We start from the raw sequence: 17,499 nt of genomic DNA, 5'->3' as shown, positions 1-17,499 counted from the left end.
GCTTTGGAGTTTGTTTAAAATCGACTGTAACCTTATATCGCAGATTTAGAACAGAGGTAAGGGTAAGCATTATTTATTCGGGTTTTATAATAAAGGTTTTTAGAAAGCCTTCCCGACGGTTTATTTAAGACCTGCAATATCCTTAAAACAATTTTTATCATAAAAATTGTTTTCATTTTCTTCATGGTCATTGTACCAAATTTGTGCATAAAATTTACTGTGTTTCGCATGTTCGTCGAAATTCCACGGCGGAACGGCACATTCGGGACACCAATGTCCTCCCTTTAGAATAAGGAAGGGAGTTGCCTTAAATTTGTGTCCGCAAGAACATTCCCATTCAAGCGGGGTATATAAATCTCCCGGAATCATTTCTTCACTTAAGCATTTTCCTCCGCGAAACCGTGCAGCTTGTTTCATATCATCAATATTAAGACTGCTTTCCGGCTTTGTTTCATCGTAGCCGTGAGCTAAAAGAAATTGCGCTGCTTTGCTTTCATCTTTTATGGAACTATAATCCAAATATTCTCCCGTTTCGGGATTTTTATTTTCGCACAAAAGAGGATAGTTTTCCCAAGTTTGCGGAATTTTTTCGAATTTTTCACGTGAGCCGAAAAAGGCTTTTATTCTTCCCTCAAAATTATTTTTCAGCCAATACATAGGGGCATTGCAGGTTCTCAAAAGAGGTTCTATTGCAAATTTACGGATTAAAGACGGAAAGGGTTTTCCGAGTTTAAAATACCAAAATTTTTTATCGAGTTGTTTAAAAAATTCTTCAAAGCCTTCGTATTGAAAATCAAGATATTCGTTTAATATTTTTGAATCGTAAAACCAGCCGCAATGAAAATTACGAGGAGAATTCCAATTAGGTTTAAAAACATCTTTTGCACTTCTTCCCATAAGTTTAAAACCGCGGTCAAGAGTCTCATAGCCGGTTACCCTGGCGGAGCTTCCGTTTCCTATATTATAAACCCGCTTCCAAAATTCCTTAGGAAGAGAACCGTCTTCGTTTTTTTGTAAAAGATTTTTTAAAAGCAGCCCTGAAGTGCGAGCCGTTGCCCATTCAATCGGAGTATTCCAACAAGTATGAAACATAAGACCGTCGTCCATATTTTTCATCATTATATTGTCATATAAAACTCCGGATTGCCTAAGCGAAACCCAAGAATTTAATCCCGACTCGATTACTTCACGTTCGGCCATTACCTTGGTCGCTCCGTAAAAATCAAAGGCGGAGGTTAACAAGGGGTCTCCCGTACGTATCCAAGGCGCTTTAAAAGTTCTGTTACCGTATTCGGCAACGGTACCGATGTAAATAAATTTAACCTCGCTGCATTTAGGAGATATTTTTACCGCATTTATTAAATTAAGAGTGCCTAAATAATTGGACTTATATACATCATCGGAATTATGATCCGCCGCAGGCGGAATAATTGCCGCACAGTGAATTATATAATCGGCATTTTCAGTGCACTTTACGCAATCGGCAAAAACCGATAAATCGCCGAAAATAATATTTACATTTTTGCCGTACCGTTTTTTTAGTTTCTTTGCAAGTTTTAAATTTTTCTTTTTTTGCCGTAAAATTACGGTAATATTATAATTATCGGTTTCGGCTATTTGCTTTAAGGCTTCCTCACCCATAGTTCCCGAAGCCCCTGTAATAAATACTGTTTTCTTCATTTAATTATAATATACACAGTTTTAATTTTGTGCAATAGATAAGGTTTGCAAACAAATAAAGAATTTTTAACGGATAACTTTTAAAAATAATATTTTCGGATTTTACTGAAAGTCTTAAAAACGGAAAACCGTTTTAAGTTTTCAGTAAAGCCTTTAATTCGTTTCGAGTCGATATTTTAAGGGGAACAGGTTTGGGGCATTGTATATTCTTTTCGCATTTTTTGCAGCTTTACATATAATAAAGCGGCCTTATCCCCGTCCGACGGCTCGGTTGTTAATAAGTTCTCAGCTTCTTTAATAGTATTGATAAATTCTTTGCGCTGCTCCGATTGCGGGTTAAAATAATTTTCCGTTCCGTGAAAATATGCATCCTTTATTTTTGATAAGGCTATTTCGCCTCTGAGGGCTACGCAGCTTCTTTTTTGTAAGGGCTTATCGCTTTCGGGTTTTAAAGGAGCTCTGAATTCGGGCAAAAGTTTTTCTTCTTTAAGATTTGCACCGTCATAATCCATAGAATATATACGATATTTTTCATTTTCGGATTGCAAATAATAGTGCCCTTTTACATAATCTATAAAATATATTCTATCCGTTCCGAATTCCAATCTGTGCAATTCAGGATTTCTTATACTTATTTCTTCCTTTACATACAATACTTTTTTTTCACTTCCGTCGAAGTTGCTTTTATATATGCTTCTATCGGTATCTAAAAAATAATACCAATATCCGTTATGATATGTAATATTGCTTTTTTTATCGCTATTGCGGAAAACCGGAGAATCGCTGTCATATTTTTTATCATCTGCGGCAGGCAATTCCGGATATTCTTCAGAAAATACATACGGATGGTTTAATTCGTTATGAAATTTATAATCTGAAGTTAAAAAATACCGCCCCAAGCAGTCGTCCTGTCTATAAACATTTCCGGCTTTATTATCGTCCCATGTAGGTTCAGCATTATACCATTTACCGTTAAGTTTAATTCTATTCCACATATGCCCTTCAGGGTATCCTATCATAGCGCCAGTAACGGCTTCGGTTTCTATTCCGATACCGTTCATAAGCCTTCGATAACTTAATCCGTAACCTTGACAAATGGACTTTCCGTCAATAAGGGCTCCCAATGCGTCCGATGAATGTACGGAACCGTCGCTGTATACCGTATTTTTAAGCAATTCTCTGTAAATAACGAAGCTCAATTCCGCATCGTCCATACCTTCCTGCATAACGCCGTAAAATCTTTCTAAAGTATTTTCAAATTTTTTAAATTTTTCTTCAAATGAATTTTTACTTATTTTGTAAATAAATTTGTATTTATCAAGTTCATCATTATTTTGAGCTTTATAATTAATTGAGATTCCTCCGTCTTCAATTATATGAAAAACAAAGGGATAAAAAGTTAAAAATTCTTCATACAGTCTTTTATGTTCGGGATTATCGTTACTGCAGCTTATACCTAAATCTCCTACATAAACATCATCTTCATAACGCAAACAGGCATTAAGAAGTCTTTCAAAAAGAATTTCTTTTCTTTTTTTACTGTCGGCTGAGGATAAATAATCGGGAGCTTTATCCGTTATTTTTTTATACGTCGGGGCAGTTTCTTTTCTCCGAACTTGCTGCATTTGCAATGAAACCGTACCGTTATTTTTTATAAAACCGGGTACCTGTAATGCCGTTCGGTTATCACAAGACGCTAAACATAGTATACCTGTCAGAAAAAAAACAGGTTTGATTGTCGTATTTTTCATTAAGCTATTCCTTAAATTGTATAAAGCATACTCTAAAATAAATGCGCTTAACAATTTAATTCAGTTATAGCTTAATACCTTACGGGTAATAATATTATAACATAAGATTTTAGTCAAGTATATAAAAGCTCCAAAACATATAAAATATTTAAGAGTTATGTAATAAACAGTAAAAAACGGTAAATATTTCAATAAAATTGCATAAAAAACATTGATTTTCGTATAAATTTACTTGACTTTTTTCGGGAATTTTTATATCTTATTTTCATAACGTAATTGCAAGAGTATAAAAACTTTTGCATTGATACATTAAATAAAACTTAACAGGAGTTGAAAATGAAAAATTTACTTAAAAAAATTAAAATTAACCGTAAAAATACCGAGCCTTTAAGGGTTGAAACTTTGACATACCAGAACAAATTACACGAACAGACTCTTCTTTGGAAGGCTTCCGTGCCGGCGACAAATCTTTTTATGTAGCCGTTTAATGTTTAAGTTTTACACTGGGGAGCCGTTAAAAATTCGATTTTTAACGGCTCCCTATTTTTTAATTTAAATCTTCATATAAAATCATCACTTTCGCAATTATCAAATTGGGAAAGTGTTTATTTCCCGTAAATCTTGCAATGAAATAAAAACATACATTGTAATAGTGTGTATCCGTTTTACAAACGCATTAAGCTGTTTTAAGCAATGCGGGGATAGCATTGCGGGATAGCATTGCTTAAAATAAGACCTTCTCTATATATTTTTAATTTTACTGTTGAAATTTTTAGATAAATTTGATATACTGTTGACAATTAAGTATTGTATAAATCATTATTTTTTTATAGAATATACTAAGGAGTATAGGTATGCACAAAATACTTGAAAAAAGGCAGTACTCGCCTGAAGTATTCTATCTTAAGGTTGAAGCGCCGGAAATTGCCAAAAACAGATATCCCGGTCAATTCGTAATCGTTCAGATAGATACCGATTTCGGCGAGCGCGTTCCTTTAACTATAGCGGACGCTAATGCAAATGAAGGCTGGATAGCCCTTGTTATCCAAGCCGTAGGAGCAACTACAATTAAACTTTGCAGTAAAAATGTAGGAGATTACATTGCTGCAATTTTAGGACCTCTCGGCAGGCCGTCGCATATAACAAAGTGCGGAACTGTAGCCTGCGTTTGCGGCGGTATCGGGGTTGCTCCGATGTATCCTATCGCTCAAGCGTTCAAAAATTGCGGAAACAAACTTATTGTTATTATCGGAGCAAGAAATAAGGATTTGGTCGTTTTTGAAGACGAGATGAAGGCTATAGCCGATGAACTTATAATAACTACCGACGACGGCTCTTATGGAAGAAAGGCTCTCGTTACCGTTCCCTTAAAAGAACTTTGCGAAAGTCAAACACCGCCGGATGAGGTTTTTGCAATAGGGCCTCCCATAATGATGAAATTTTGTGCGGAAACTACCCGTCCTTTCGGAATAAAAACTACGGTTTCCCTTAACACAATTATGATTGACGGAACGGGAATGTGCGGAGGCTGCCGCGTAACGATAGGCGATGATGTAAAATTCGTTTGTGTAGACGGCCCCGAATTCGATGCGCATAAGGTTGATTTCGATAATATGATGATGAGAATGAGGGCTTTCCGTGGACGCGAAGAGCAGGATAAACATAAATGCCGTTCAGGTATTTTTAATTAAGAGGGAACATGATGGAAAATACTAATTGTGAAAACCGTGCCGGACATTTAACTTACGATGAACTTTCCGAAAAAGCGAAAAAACTTTGGAATGATTTAAAAGATAAAACCTTAACTCCGAAAGAGCGAACTCAAATTCCGTTGCAAGATATGCCTACCCTCGACCCTCATAAGAGGGCTGCTATTATGGACGAAGTTGCGATTGGCTATACTAACGAACAGGCGGAAGTTGAAGCGGCTCGCTGTTTAAACTGCAAAAACCGCCCCTGTGTAAAAGGCTGTCCCGTAGGTGTTCCGATTCCGGAATTTATTGCGGAAATTCAAAAGGGCGATTATAAAAAAGCCGTTGATGTTATAAAAACAACCAATCTTTTGCCTGCAATTTGCGGCCGTGTTTGTCCGCAGGAAAAGCAGTGTCAAGCCTTTTGTACTATAGGAAAAATGTTAAAATCTCCCGAACAGGCGGTTGCAATAGGGCGGCTTGAACGCTTTGTCGCCGACTGGGAAAGAAATAATAATAAAATTACCGTACCCGAAATTGCTCCCGAAACGGGGAAAAAAGTTGCGATTATAGGTTCAGGCCCCGCCGGTCTAACCGTAGCCGCCGATACCCGAAGAGCCGGACACTCCGTTACCGTTTTTGAAGCCTTTCATAAAACGGGCGGTGTTATGGTATACGGAATACCAGAGTTCCGCTTGCCTAAAGAAATTGTTGCAAAAGAAGTTGAAAACCTCGAAAAAATGGGAGTCGAATTTAAAACCAACTTTTTAGTAGGAAGAACGGAAACTTTGGAACAGCTCTTAAAAGAAGACGGCTTTGATGCGGCCTTTATAGGAACCGGGGCAGGTTTACCGAAATTTATGGGAATAGAAGGAGAAAATCTGATAGGCGTTTTCAGTGCAAACGAGTATTTAACTCGAGCCAATTTGATGAAAGCCTATGATGCTTCACACTCAGATACTCCTCTTTACGAAGCGGAAACATTGGCGGTAATAGGAGGCGGAAATGTTGCGATGGACGCCGCAAGAATGGGTTATCGCTTGGGTTGTAAAAAAGTATACTGTATTTACCGCCGTACCCGAGCGGAAATGCCTGCCCGTATAGAAGAAGTAGCCCATGCCGAAGAAGAAGGTGTGGAATTCTGCTTTTTGCAAAACCCCACAAGAATAATAGGCGATAAAGACGGAAAGGTTTGTGCAATTGAAGTATTGGATTACGAGCTCGGCGAACCTGATGAATCGGGAAGACGTAAACCTGTTGCAAAACCGGGTACCGAACATCAAATTAAAATAGATGCCGTAATAGTAGCCTTGGGTAACGACTCAAACCCGCTTATGGCGCAAACCAGCCACGGTTTGGAAGTTACCAAAAAAGGAAACATAGTTGTAGATGAAAGCCAAAAAACTTCAATCGAAGGCGTTTGGGCGGGCGGAGACATTGTTCTCGGAGCCGCAACGGTTATTTTGGCAATGGGCGAAGGAAGAAAAGCCGCCGCCGCTATAAACGAGTATTTAAAAACAAAATAAAACCCGAATGGAAAAGGGATAAAACAGTTAAAGCTTGATATGAACCCTCCGCGCCGCTTTGTCCGGCAAAGAAGGTTCATATCCCTTTTTATAACTCTTTAAAAAAAATTACCTTTTTTTACAAAAAGAGCGGTAATTGATTTCCTTAAAAATAGGATACTTATGTTCCCGCTCGGAAAGCCATTTAGCATCGGGAGCGTCCGCTCCGAGTGATTCGTAGGCTACAGTAAAGGCTTTAATATGCTCTAAAAAACGGTTTTCCGCAAATTCTTGTAATTCCGTTGTTGCGCCGTAAAATGGCCAGTAAAATGCCTGCATTAAAAAAACTTCCCGGGCAGCAGCATTTAAAACCCTTTCTTTTAAGCCTCCCTCTTCGGGAAACATTTCCGTAAGTTTAATCATACGTTCCGTCATCTTCAGCATATATCTATACATCCAATCGGTTTTACCGGTTAAAAGTTCTGCGGCATATCCGGAATCAAATAAAGAGGAAAAAAACGGTTTAACGGTATAAACCTGTTTTGAAATATGAGCGGCTTGTTCGGGTAAAACGGCTTCTATTGATTCGCTTTCGCTTATCAATTTAAAAACACGCTCAATCCAAGCAATTCCTTCGCACCATCTTTTCCCTAAAAAATCGGAAGAGCAAATAAACACGGAAACCGGGCTTCTAACAACAGTTGTATCCCGTACCGAATTTAATGTTGAAATTCTTGCTTCTACAAAAGTTTTCGCATCTATTTCAATTTGTTCCCGAGCCTTTTCTATATCATATATAGACTCATCTTCGTCTTTTGCCCAATATCTGAAACCTATAGGTCTTCTGCCCCTTGACGTATCGAACACGGAGGCAAGGTACTTCTCGGGTAATTTAAATCCCACATCGTTTTCAACGTCCATGTACACGGGATTTGAAGAAAAAGAATCGGCTTTATCGTAAACCGAACGGCATGCGGGTGCATCCGAAGCTAAAAAAATCAAGCCGTTTTCAGCGGCGGCCGGAGCGAATATCCCTGCGGGAGGAGCCTTATCGGCAAGCAAAAAAGCTCTTGTTTCTACAAGAGTATAGCTGTAACCGTAACTTCTGATAATTTCTTCCAAACCTTCGCAGTAAGCCAAAGCGGGCAGCCAAAATCCCGAAGGTATGGAGCTGAAATGCTTTCTGTAATTTATCTGCCCCATTTCAATTTGAGCCGAAACGGCTTCAGGCATACTTTCAAAAAACGGTAAAAAACAACTGGTTGCAGTTGTAGCCAATATTTCTATATATCCTTCTTTTGAAAGCATATCGAATTTTTTTAAAATATTTCCGCCGCAATCTTCAAAGGTGCGCTTATCGTCGCTGAATACCTTTAAATTATATTGAATAAGTTTTTTGGTTTTTTCGCAACCTGCGCAGCGTTCCAATTCTTTTTTTGCAAATTCAATTTTACGTTCAATGTGTTTTTTATACCGCTCTTGAAAAAAAACGTCTGCAAGCATTTCGCAAAGAGCCGGTTCAAAAACAATACCCATTTTAAACGGAGTATCTTTTTTTAAATTTTCACACATTTTTATAACGGGCAAATATGTATACGAAAGAGAATCAAAAAGTCTGTCCTGTTCAATTCCGCCGTCCGCTTCGCTGGGTATATACGGAAGATGAGCATCTAAAATAAAAACAAATTTATTATTTTTCACTTTTTTCCTCCTCATCTTTATTATCGCGGAATGCTTGTCTGTAATTTTTAAAATGGCTCTTTTTTAAAATTGAAATACCTGAAAGAGCCGAAACCGTATTAACATTATTTTCCAGAAGGCAAAGAGCATTCGGGATATTTTTTCGGTTAAGGTGAATAAAATTCGATTCCGCTAAAACCTTAACGGTTTCGTCCGAAAACCGTACGCAAAGATTTACGCGCGTCAAAACATCATCAAAAGAAAGAAAAATATATCTTCCCGTATCTTCCTTGCTTATATCTATATCATAATAATCATAAGGTTCGCTTCGGTTATTTTCATAAAAAAGCATAACGCGTAAAATAAAAGAATCGAATTGCATATCTTCGGTTATAGTTTTAAAAGACGGTCTGTAAAAATCCCAAAAAACAAACAGCCACATAGGATCTCTTAAAAGTATCCGTATTTCCGTAGAATTGTAAGAAGACGGAAGTCCTTTAAACAATTTAACTTTCTTAGGGTCATCGTCAGGTTCTTCTTCATAAAATTTCTTTTTACGGTTTCCCGTGTGCGGAGAAATTTCGTCTTCACCGTATTCTTCAAGTTCCAAGAGTTCTTCAATTATAAAATTACGGTTAAGTCCTTTCGGAACATACAGCCCGTATATTTCTGCAAGCCGTAAAAGCTCATCTGCGGCAACAGATTCTAAATAAGTTTTTGATAACTTCACACGTTTTCCTCTTTAAAAGTATAATGCAAAAAAACGGTTTGTGTCAAGGGTTCGCATTTAAACTTATGTCTACAGCTTTGTAAACAGGGCAGGTATTTTATCGCTTTTTGTATTCTAGATTTAAAATTAAAAATGTGTTAAACTAAGCTCTATGTCAATTCCCGTTTTTATTAAACTGAAAAAAGAGGCTTCCGTACCGGAGTATAAAACACAAGGTTCTGCCGGAGCGGATTTACGCGCATATATTGAAACGCCCGTTATTTTAAAGCCTATGCAAAGATATCTCGTACCTACCGGGCTTTCCGTAGAACTACCTGAAGGCATGGAGCTGCAAGTACGTCCGCGTTCCGGACTTGCTTTAAAGCACGGGATAACCGTATTAAATACGCCCGGCACCGTCGATTCCGATTATCGAGGAGAGCTTTGCGTTTTGCTTATAAACCTCGGAAGCGAAGATTTTAAAATAGAAAAGGGCGACCGCATAGCTCAAGCGGTAATTTCTCCCGTCGTTCAAGCCGAATTTACGGAAAAAGAAAAACTCTCCGATACGGCAAGGGGCGCGGGAGGATACGGTTCTACGGGAATTGCTTAAATTTTTTTTATAAAATTTGCCTTTAGAGCCTTATTTTTATATATTTGTTTTTATAAAACTTAATTGTAGGAGAATTTTATGTTGGTTAAAGAAGAACTTCAAAAAGCAATAGATATAATCCGGCCGAGATTACAGGCGGACGGAGGGGATATAGAGCTTAATTCGGTTTCGGAAGACGGAAAAGTGTTTGTAAGCTTAAAAGGTGCCTGCGGCTCATGCCCTATGGCTACCTATACCTTAAAACTCGGAGTGGAAGAGACTTTAAAAGATATGTTCCCCGAAGTTACCGAAGTTATTGCGGAATAAGTTTTGAAAATAAAACTTTTAAAGGGTTTAATTTTAACCGCTTTTACCGTATTTTTTTTAAGCGGAATATCTTCGTGCAAAAGCGCTCCAAGTGCAGGGCCCGAACCCGAACCTTCCGAGCCTTATAAAGATGCTTTTTTAGGTGTTTATTCTACGGAATTTCCTGCCGAAAAAAGCGGCATTTCGGTTTATTCCGTAGAATTTAAGGCCGATAAAACAGCCAGAGTTTTACTTTTTAAAAAAGCGGGCGGACGGACTTCCGCCGTACCGAAAATAATACAGGGTAATTGGCTGTTGGGAAAGGACGGAGTAATTGTTTTATATTTTCCCAACAATGTGCCTTCCGAATTCTTTTTTAAAAATGAAGACGGTTCTCTTTCTTTTTTAGACGATAATAAAAAGCCTTATACCGGCAGTCTGAAAGAAATTATGGTATTAAAAAAGCTGAATACCCCGTAAACTCCGCATTGATTTTTCTATGTCTTTGATAAATTGATTTCCCTGTTGACAAATTTTAAACTAAGGTTTATTCTGTTTTCCGGCTATGGCGAAAAAAAAAGAAAGTTCAAAAAAAGCCTCTCCGAAAAAAACGGCGGCTAAAAAATCAACAAAACGGAAAAATTCAAAAAAAAATACCCTTAATTATACGGGTTTGGCGGCAGGGCTTTTTGCCGTCTGTATTATTTTAATTGCCGTTTTTTTATTTATAAAACCTGCGGTAGAACAGGATAAAAGAAAAAATTTTTCAGGCCGTACACAAAACGGAATTGAAAATAAACCTTCCGTAAGGCAAGAGGAAATACAATCTCCTCTTTCGGAAAACAAAAATGAAAAACTCAAAGATAACGTAAAAAAAGATAGGACGGAAACGGCGGATAAACCGTCCAAGCCGGCAACTTCCGAAAAACCTGTACAGTCTGAAGGTTCTGCAAAGCTCCATAAGTCCGAACCCTCCGAAAAAACGGAAAAACCTAAAACCGGCGGTGCGGGGAAAGAGCCAAGACCCGAGCCCCCTAAAGATATTCCTAAACCGGTAAAACCTTCCGAAACGGAAAGCATTGCAAAGCTTACGGCTAATGAAGGAAATGTCCCCATAAAAGATTTGCCGGAACTTCCCGAAAAGGGACGACTTATTTTCGTATTTGACGATGCAGGTCATAGTTTGGAACAGCTGAAGCTTTTTTTAGACTTGCCGTTTCCGTGTACTATTGCGGTATTGCCGAGGCTTGCCCATTCTGCGGAAGCCGCAAAAAGAATCCGGTCTTCCGGTAAGGAGCTTATTTTACATCAGCCTATGCAGTCCGTTAATTTAAACATTAACCCGGGAGAAGGTTCAATCCAGCCCGGAATGAGCGCGGAAGAAATAAGACAAATCGTTTCTTCCAACATCGAAGAAATTGCCCCGGTTGCAGGAATGAATAATCACGAAGGCTCGCTCATAACTTCCGATGAAAATGCAATGCGGGTAGTACTTGAGCTTTGCCGTGAAAAAAATATTTATTTTTTGGATTCAAGAACTACGGCAAAAAGTGTTGTGCCTAAAACGGCAAAAGAAATGAATTTTAAAATTTGGGAAAGAGCGGTTTTCCTTGATAACGAAAAAACTGTGGAACATTTGCAAAAGCAAATTGCACAGGGACTTGAAATAGCTTCGGCAAGAGGCAGCGCAATTATGATAGGACACATATTTACACCGCAACTTGCAATTTTGCTTAAAGAAATGTACCCGGAGCTTATAAAAGAAGGTTATTCGTTTTCTACAATTTCTAAAGAAAATCGGGCTTCTCAATAAAACCGGTAAAAAAGAGGTTTTATAATTATGAAAATACTTGGAATAGAAACATCATGCGATGAAACGGCGGCGGCGGTTGTAGAAGACGGTAAAACAATTTTAAGCAATATTGTTGCAACCCAAATTCCGTTTCATAAAATATACAACGGAGTGGTTCCCGAAATAGCAAGCCGTAAACATACCGAATGGATTTTGCCCACTGTAAAACACGCCTTAAGCGAGGCGGGATTAACAATAGACGATATTGACGGAATTGCCGCTACAAGCCGTCCCGGTCTTATGGGCTCCCTTTTGGTAGGCTTAACCTTTGCAAAAACCTTAGCTTGGACTTCAGGAAAGCCCTTTATTGCGGTAAATCACATGTTGGGGCATTTATATGCCGGTCATTTGGAAAATGAAATAGAATATCCGTACTTGGGGCTCTTAGTTTCGGGAGGCCATTCCATTATTTGTAAAGTAAATAATTTCGACGATATTGAAGTACTCGGCACGACAATTGACGATGCACCGGGAGAAGCCTTTGATAAGGTTGCAAAGTTTTATAATCTGGGCTATCCGGGAGGAGCCGTAATAGATAAACTTGCACAAAAAGGCAACCCCAAGGCCGCTAATTTCCCTATGCCGATAATTCACAAAGAAGGGCATAAATACGATGTTTCGTACTCCGGCTTAAAAACGGCGGTTATAAATCAGCTTGACCGCTTTTGGAATAAAGATTTTGAAAAAACAAATGAAAATATAGCGGCGGCATTTCAGCTGCGCGCGGTAAAAATTCTTTTACGGCCTCTTATAGACGCTGCAATCGATACGGGACTTAAAACCGTTGTTGCAGGCGGAGGAGTTGCGGCAAATTCTCTATTGCGGGCAAAACTTGCCGAGCATACGGAATTAAAATGTATTTTTCCGTCTTTAAAATTTTGTACCGATAATGCCGCAATGATTGCCGGTTTAGGGTATCACTTTTTAAAGCGGGGCGACAGAAGTCCCTTTACGATTGAAGCTTCCGCAAGAGTTGAAGGTTTCAGCAAAAAAGGAAAAAGATAAAGAGAATTAAAAATTTAAGTTCCGGTTGATTTATAAACCGGCAACTTAAAATAAACGGACGTGGGTTTGTTTAACTGCCGACGGAAATTCTCACGCCCGCGTCCGTATTAAAGAAAAACCCTTTTACAGCTTCGCCTTTTTTTTCAAATGAAAACGAGAACAAGCCCGCGCCGAAATTTACAAACCATTCAACTTCGCTGCTTATAGTATGTTCAAGTCCCGTTTCCAAAACAACACTTCCTATACTGTCTTTTAAAAGAGAGCCGGCTCTTTTTTCATATCTGTTAATTCTAAAAAAAACATTTAAAGGAATTCTGAAACGTGAAGGTTTTGAATATACCATTGTGTACATTCCCATATCCGTAAGCGAAATAAAAATTTCATCATTATCTTTAACGGAAGTTTTTGTTTTTTGTGAAATCTTTAACGATGCGGTTATGTTCGGGAAATTCCAACCGAGTTCGAAAAAACCGTCCTGCAAATAAATTCTGCTTGTTTTTGCCGGTGTAAGAGGAACCGCAAAATTCGTATCCACTTCCGCCAAAAAACCCTTAGGCGTTCTAAACGACATTGAAGTTCCGAAGCCCGGCTGAAAAAGAGTTATAAAATCTTTTTCAAATTTATTGGAATTTAAAAAGCCCAAGGCGGGGCCTATTGAAATTTTTATGGAATCGGTTACATAAGCTATTCTTCCCCATATGGAATTGCCGAAACCGGGCGTACGTCTTACGGCAAGCCGTCCGTGAATGTTTTTTCCCAAATCTTCGTCCAAAATCAGCCTGAAGCCGAAATCGGGCATTTTTTTTAAAACACCGTCCGAGCTGAACGCGAAATTCCCCGCTTCCGCGGCAATTTCGATTTCAACTGTATAAGCGGCGCTTATTGCCGTAAATAAAACCGTTAAAATTATCAGCTTTTTTAAAATTTTCATCAAAACACCGCCTTTATGGAAATTTGACCTGTAAACATTTGTTTTAAATTATTATACATTAAAGGATTTATAGGAATTCTGCAATCGAATTCTATCTTGTTTATCTTAAATGCAATAAACGGGCTTATGGAAAACGAAAAAGGGGTAATCAGAGCCGGCTTTTGCGGGTTTACGCTTGCCAATACGGAAAACCCTCCTTCCACATTATATAAATTAAGGCTTCCGAAAGTAAGCATTGTATTTAACCCCGTAAAAAAAGAATCTTTTAAAGCCGGGTCGTTTATGCCGGCCGGAAGTAAAAATACCGGAGATATAAAACAAGCTATTGCGGTATTAACCTTATCATGTTTTATACGGGCTTCAAACGAAGCGTAAAAATTGGACATAAACAGATTCGGAGATATATCCGCAATACTTATTTTCGCAACTCCCGCTTCGGTAAAGAATTCGTAATAATCGTCCGCCTTAAACAACATTGTAATTCCGGTTCTGAATTCCGACTGCTTTATTTTTAGCGGCAAGGCCGCTCCTGCAAAAAAGTCGAATGAAAAAAAATCGAAATTGCCGCCGAAACGGACATCTCCGCTTATTCTCAGATTTTCCCGCAACTCTTCGTTCCAATATGAATAAAGCCCCATATAAAAACCCGATTTAAGCGCCCCGTGAACCGTAAATCCTGTTCCTTTAACCGTATTTTGCGGCCTGAAAGCCGAAGCGGGGTATCTTTTTCTGAAATCCGGTTCGGGCAGTTTTTCTTTTATGTGTTCCTGTAAAAGCGAATCGGAGCCCAGATAATCGTAAAAACCGGTAAAAACGCCTACCGAAAGAAGATTGTTTTTAATATGCGGAAAATTTACGGACGCTCCCAAAAAATCGAATTTTCCAGGTTTGCGGTAGTCGGAAACGGGAGAAAAAAAATTCAACAGTTTTTGTATATCGGCATTTATACTTAAATCCATATACAAAATATGTGAAGGGGAAAATCTTAATATTAAATCGGATACGGAGTTTGCGCCTATATAAGGCGAAGAACCTATACCGTAAAACGTGTTAACGCTTTCAAAATGAGGAATGGATATATTTTGAGCCGGTGCCGTTAAAACCGTAAACAGCAAAAACGTCAAACAGCACAGTTTCTTTACATTTGCAAACATAATAATACTTAATTTTACAATCTTAACCGATAATTGTCAATCTATAAGATTGGCTATTATTTATAACGGTTTTTAATATTATCGGGAAAAAATACATAAAATATTAGTTTTTGCGTAAGACTACGGTTTTTAGCGATTTATGATAAGTTTTTTCAATAAAAACGTAAAAAAAGCCTTTCACATATTGACTAATCTCTAAAATAGTATAAAATATAAGTATGAGTGATTATCTTGACATCAATAATGAAGAGCTTTTAAAAGATTTCTTCAGTGAAGCCGAACAGCAGGTAGAAACGCTTGAGAGCAATGTTTTGGTTATAGAGCAAAATCCTAATGACCGCAATGCTATCGATGAAATATTCAGAGCCGCTCATACCTTAAAAGGGGGTTCTGCCACCGTTGAAATGACTGAGTTATCACAGTTTACTCATGCCATGGAAGACTTGCTTGATGCAATCAGAAGCGGGTTTGTAGAAGTAACGGGGCAAACGGTCGATATACTTTTAAAATCGATTGATATTATTAAGCTTATGCTTAATGCGAGAGCTTCAAGAAATATTTATTCGGATGATGTTTCAGGAATTGTAGCTCAGCTCAGGTCGTTTATCCCTGAAAAAAAGGGAGCGCAAAAACAGGCAAAACAGGCGGCTCCAAAGCCTGCCGCCGTACAGCCGGTCAAACAGGCTCCGGCACCTTCAAGCTCCGGTTTACAACTTACGGATTATTTTTCCGAATACGAAATTTTAGAGCTGAACGAAACGGTACAAAAAGGCGAAAACCTTTATGCGGTTACGGTAAAATTCGATGAATCCAATTTGATGAATTCCGTAGGCGGTATTCAGGTATTTGCCGCACTTAAGCAGCAGGGAAGCGTTTTAAAAACCGTTCCCGATTTTGACGCCTTATATGAAGATGTTTTTCACGAAACCGTAGTTTATTTTATATCTTCTTCGGCAAATAAAAACGCCGTTGAAAAAGCCGGTTTTATAAGCGATGTAACGCTTTCCGTAAATGCGGAGCAAATTTCTCTTGCGGCGGCAACCGCACATGTAAAAGAAGGGCAGGTTTCCGCTCAAAAAGAAAAACTTGCAGAGCCGGTAAAAGAAGCCGCCCCGTCCGCATCGAAAACGGAAAGTGCGGTAAATGCCGAAATAGCCGCTTCCAAGGCTTCGGAACAAACCGATAAAAAACCTCAAGCCGTTCAGGGTGCCCCTCAGGGCGGCCCCTCAGGGGGAATGCACTCTTCCGGTTCCATCTTGCGCGTAGATGCAAAACGCATAGATTATCTTTTAAACCTTGTAAGCGAAACCGTTATTACAAAGGCTTCTTTAAACCAAAGCGCAATGGAATTCAGCGATTTGTATTCCGGGTTTCAAAATTCCAACACAATATATAAAGATAAAACAAGAAAATTGCTGGATAAAATTCCGGATTATCTTGGAAAAATACAGCAAGGTTACGATATCAATACGATAAAACAGGATTTGGTAAACGAGTACTCGGACCTTTTAGAACTTTTCGGTTCATTCGATTCTTCCATGAAAGCGGCGGTTACCAAATTTAAGTCTTCGGCTCAAAACTTGGGAAGAATTTCAGGAGAGCTTCAGGAAGGCGTAATGAAAATACGAATGGTTCCTATAAGTCAGATTTTCAGCCGCTTCCCGCGTGTAGTGCGCGACCTTTCACGCGACTTGAAAAAAGACGTTCAGCTTGTAATTGAAGGTGAAGATACGGAGCTTGATAAATCGGTTGTAGAAGACTTGCTTGACCCTATAATGCACTGCGTAAGAAACTCCCTCGACCACGGAATAGAATCTCCTTCGGAGAGAAAAAAGTTGGGAAAACTTGAACAGGGAACGCTTCTTTTAAAGGCCAGCAACGAAGGAAATATGATTGTAATTGAAGTTACCGATGACGGTCACGGTATTGATGTCGAAGCGGTAAAACAAAAGGCCGTAGAGCGCGGTATTCTTCATCCCAATAAAAATTTAACGGATGTAGAGGCTTTTCAGCTTGTATTTGCACCCGGATTTTCCACAAGTAAAACAATTTCCAACGTTTCCGGCCGCGGAGTGGGATTGGACGTAGTAAAGACTCATATTGAGAAACTGAACGGAACGGTTACGGTAGAATCCGAACCGAACGTAGGTACGAGGTTTATAATTAAATTGCCTCTTACTTTGGCTATTATAAAGGGTCTTTTAATTAAGGTCGGAGAAGAAGTTTACTCAATTCCCATTACTTCGGTTATTGAAAGTCATCGTGTAAAACCGGAAGAAATTAACAGAATAGACAACTATGAGGTTTTTAACGTCAGAGATGAAGTATACAGTCTTTTAAGATTGAACCGTTTATTCGGTATTAATTCCGCGGAAACCGATGAAGACGGCTATAATTATATAGTTGTTATAGGAACCGAAGAGAAAAAAGTAGGCTTAATGGTTGACAGCTTAATAGGTGAAGAAGACGTTGTAATTAAGCCTCTGAAAGACCAGTTTACAAATTCACCCGGAATTGCGGGAGCTTCAATTTTAGGAGACGGTTCCGTTTCGTTGATAATAGATGTAGCTCAGCTTCTTGAGCTCGGTTTAAAGCAGGAACTTATGGCAAGAGAACGCCGTGAAGCTTCCGTTTGGTAGTTTT

Annotated in this window: 15 protein-coding genes; 9 read left to right on the top strand and 6 right to left on the bottom strand. The window is 38.7% G+C overall.

The genetic code is table 11. The features are described 5' to 3' along the window. Nucleotides 1-120: 120 nt before the first annotated feature. Nucleotides 121-1,680: an NAD-dependent epimerase/dehydratase family protein gene (locus DYQ05_RS05240; RefSeq protein ID WP_206183977.1), complete on the bottom strand. Its 1,560-nt coding sequence runs from the start codon at nucleotides 1,678-1,680 to the stop codon at nucleotides 121-123. 176 nt (nucleotides 1,681-1,856) lie between these two features. Further along, nucleotides 1,857-3,431, bottom strand: a complete 1,575-nt coding sequence (locus tag DYQ05_RS05235; protein WP_206183976.1) for a transglutaminase domain-containing protein — start codon at nucleotides 3,429-3,431, stop codon at nucleotides 1,857-1,859. A gap of 336 nt (nucleotides 3,432-3,767) precedes the next feature. On the opposite strand from DYQ05_RS05235, the gene DYQ05_RS05230 reads away from it, so the two are divergent. The 3 genes from DYQ05_RS05230 to gltA all read left to right on the top strand — a co-directional run bounded on the left by DYQ05_RS05230 (nucleotide 3,768) and on the right by gltA (nucleotide 6,648). Next, a complete protein-coding gene (locus tag DYQ05_RS05230; RefSeq protein ID WP_020964905.1) occupies nucleotides 3,768-3,911 on the top strand; it encodes a hypothetical protein in 144 nt (47 codons plus the stop codon). 374 nt (nucleotides 3,912-4,285) lie between these two features. Beyond that, nucleotides 4,286-5,122, top strand: a complete 837-nt coding sequence (locus DYQ05_RS05225) for a sulfide/dihydroorotate dehydrogenase-like FAD/NAD-binding protein (RefSeq protein WP_206183975.1) — start codon at nucleotides 4,286-4,288, stop codon at nucleotides 5,120-5,122. Nucleotides 5,123-5,133: 11 nt separating this feature from the next. Next, complete coding sequence (gene gltA / locus DYQ05_RS05220; protein ID WP_024466097.1) at nucleotides 5,134-6,648, top strand: NADPH-dependent glutamate synthase; 1,515 nt, start codon at nucleotides 5,134-5,136, stop codon at nucleotides 6,646-6,648. Nucleotides 6,649-6,756: 108 nt separating this feature from the next. On the opposite strand, the gene DYQ05_RS05215 is transcribed toward gltA, so the two are convergent. After that, nucleotides 6,757-8,328: a 1,4-alpha-glucan branching protein domain-containing protein gene (locus DYQ05_RS05215; RefSeq protein ID WP_206183974.1), complete on the bottom strand. Its 1,572-nt coding sequence runs from the start codon at nucleotides 8,326-8,328 to the stop codon at nucleotides 6,757-6,759. After that, a complete protein-coding gene (locus DYQ05_RS05210; protein WP_024469954.1) occupies nucleotides 8,318-9,037 on the bottom strand; it encodes a DUF4912 domain-containing protein in 720 nt (239 codons plus the stop codon). The genes DYQ05_RS05215 and DYQ05_RS05210 overlap by 11 nt, the downstream gene beginning before the upstream one ends. 157 nt (nucleotides 9,038-9,194) lie before the next feature. Here DYQ05_RS05210 and dut point away from each other — a divergent pair, with 157 nt between their 5' ends. The 5 genes from dut to tsaD all read left to right on the top strand — a co-directional run bounded on the left by dut (nucleotide 9,195) and on the right by tsaD (nucleotide 12,771). Next, nucleotides 9,195-9,629 carry a dUTP diphosphatase gene (gene dut, locus DYQ05_RS05205; RefSeq protein WP_024465653.1) on the top strand — a complete coding sequence of 145 codons (435 nt, stop codon included), beginning with the start codon at nucleotides 9,195-9,197 and terminating at the stop codon, nucleotides 9,627-9,629. A 78-nt stretch (nucleotides 9,630-9,707) separates the two neighbouring features. Beyond that, entirely contained in the window at nucleotides 9,708-9,935 is a 228-nt protein-coding gene (locus DYQ05_RS05200) for a NifU family protein (protein WP_020964898.1), read from the top strand. Between the two features lie 3 nt (nucleotides 9,936-9,938). Then, the gene (locus DYQ05_RS05195) at nucleotides 9,939-10,394 is read left to right on the top strand and encodes a hypothetical protein (protein ID WP_206183973.1); all 456 of its coding nucleotides are present in this window, start codon (nucleotides 9,939-9,941) and stop codon (nucleotides 10,392-10,394) included. 85 nt (nucleotides 10,395-10,479) lie between these two features. Continuing rightward, on the top strand, nucleotides 10,480-11,727 hold the full coding sequence (locus tag DYQ05_RS05190; protein ID WP_206183972.1) for a divergent polysaccharide deacetylase family protein: 1,248 nt from the start codon (nucleotides 10,480-10,482) through the stop codon (nucleotides 11,725-11,727). A gap of 27 nt (nucleotides 11,728-11,754) precedes the next feature. Further along, nucleotides 11,755-12,771, top strand: a complete 1,017-nt coding sequence (tsaD, locus tag DYQ05_RS05185) for a tRNA (adenosine(37)-N6)-threonylcarbamoyltransferase complex transferase subunit TsaD (protein ID WP_206183971.1) — start codon at nucleotides 11,755-11,757, stop codon at nucleotides 12,769-12,771. A gap of 70 nt (nucleotides 12,772-12,841) precedes the next feature. Here tsaD and DYQ05_RS05180 read toward each other — a convergent pair whose 3' ends face one another. After that, complete coding sequence (locus tag DYQ05_RS05180; RefSeq protein WP_020964894.1) at nucleotides 12,842-13,702, bottom strand: hypothetical protein; 861 nt, start codon at nucleotides 13,700-13,702, stop codon at nucleotides 12,842-12,844. Beyond that, on the bottom strand, nucleotides 13,702-14,856 hold the full coding sequence (locus tag DYQ05_RS05175; protein WP_020964893.1) for a hypothetical protein: 1,155 nt from the start codon (nucleotides 14,854-14,856) through the stop codon (nucleotides 13,702-13,704). Before DYQ05_RS05175 ends, DYQ05_RS05180 begins: the two co-directional genes overlap by 1 nt. A 218-nt stretch (nucleotides 14,857-15,074) precedes the next feature. Between DYQ05_RS05175 and DYQ05_RS05170 the strand changes: the two genes are divergently transcribed. Continuing rightward, a complete protein-coding gene (locus tag DYQ05_RS05170; RefSeq protein WP_206183970.1) occupies nucleotides 15,075-17,495 on the top strand; it encodes a chemotaxis protein CheW in 2,421 nt (806 codons plus the stop codon). Nucleotides 17,496-17,499: the final 4 nt, after the last annotated feature.

Source organism: Treponema pedis (assembly GCF_017161325.1).
Lineage (GTDB): Bacteria > Spirochaetota > Spirochaetia > Treponematales > Treponemataceae > Treponema_B > Treponema_B pedis.
This window is presented reverse-complemented; position numbering and strand designations above follow the sequence as displayed.

Bases quoted from the DNA above. Each gene is read 5' to 3' on its own strand.
- DYQ05_RS05225 (WP_206183975.1), top strand. From the start codon at position 4,286: ATGCACAAAATACTTGAAAAAAGGCAGTACTCGCCTGAAGTATTCTAT.
- DYQ05_RS05200 (WP_020964898.1), top strand. From the start codon at position 9,708: ATGTTGGTTAAAGAAGAACTTCAAAAAGCAATAGATATAATCCGGCCG.
- tsaD (WP_206183971.1), top strand. From the start codon at position 11,755: ATGAAAATACTTGGAATAGAAACATCATGCGATGAAACGGCGGCGGCG.
- DYQ05_RS05240 (WP_206183977.1), bottom strand. From the start codon at position 1,680: ATGAAGAAAACAGTATTTATTACAGGGGCTTCGGGAACTATGGGTGAG.
- gltA (WP_024466097.1), top strand. From the start codon at position 5,134: ATGGAAAATACTAATTGTGAAAACCGTGCCGGACATTTAACTTACGAT.
- DYQ05_RS05230 (WP_020964905.1), top strand. From the start codon at position 3,768: ATGAAAAATTTACTTAAAAAAATTAAAATTAACCGTAAAAATACCGAG.
- DYQ05_RS05190 (WP_206183972.1), top strand. From the start codon at position 10,480: ATGGCGAAAAAAAAAGAAAGTTCAAAAAAAGCCTCTCCGAAAAAAACG.
- DYQ05_RS05235 (WP_206183976.1), bottom strand. From the start codon at position 3,431: ATGAAAAATACGACAATCAAACCTGTTTTTTTTCTGACAGGTATACTA.
- DYQ05_RS05170 (WP_206183970.1), top strand. From the start codon at position 15,075: ATGAGTGATTATCTTGACATCAATAATGAAGAGCTTTTAAAAGATTTC.
- DYQ05_RS05180 (WP_020964894.1), bottom strand. From the start codon at position 13,702: ATGAAAATTTTAAAAAAGCTGATAATTTTAACGGTTTTATTTACGGCA.
- DYQ05_RS05175 (WP_020964893.1), bottom strand. From the start codon at position 14,856: ATGTTTGCAAATGTAAAGAAACTGTGCTGTTTGACGTTTTTGCTGTTT.